Below are 259 nucleotides of genomic sequence, written 5' to 3' on the forward strand. Positions count from 1 at the left end.
CCGCAGTAGCTCAGTGGTAGAGCACTCGGCTGTTAACCGAGCGGTCGTAGGTTCGAATCCTACCTGCGGAGCCATTTGGAGAGCTGTCCGAGAGGTCGAAGGAGCACGATTGGAAATCGTGTAGACGGTTACCGCTGTCTCAAGGGTTCGAATCCCTTGCTCTCCGCCATTGAAATCTCATCATGGCCCCTTGGTCAAGCGGTTAAGACACCGCCCTTTCACGGCGGTAACACGGGTTCGAATCCCGTAGGGGTCACCA

At 56.4% G+C, this 259-nt stretch carries 2 tRNA genes; both read left to right on the top strand.

Features of this window, described 5'->3' with window-relative positions:
* Positions 1 to 77: 77 nt before the first annotated feature.
* Positions 78 to 169, top strand: a tRNA-Ser gene (locus JJQ88_RS21095).
* Positions 170 to 184: 15 nt separating this feature from the next.
* Positions 185 to 259: transfer RNA gene (locus JJQ88_RS21100), tRNA-Glu, on the top strand.

Source organism: Bacillus sp. REN3 (assembly GCF_017912555.1).
Classification (GTDB): domain Bacteria; phylum Bacillota; class Bacilli; order Bacillales; family Cytobacillaceae; genus Mesobacillus.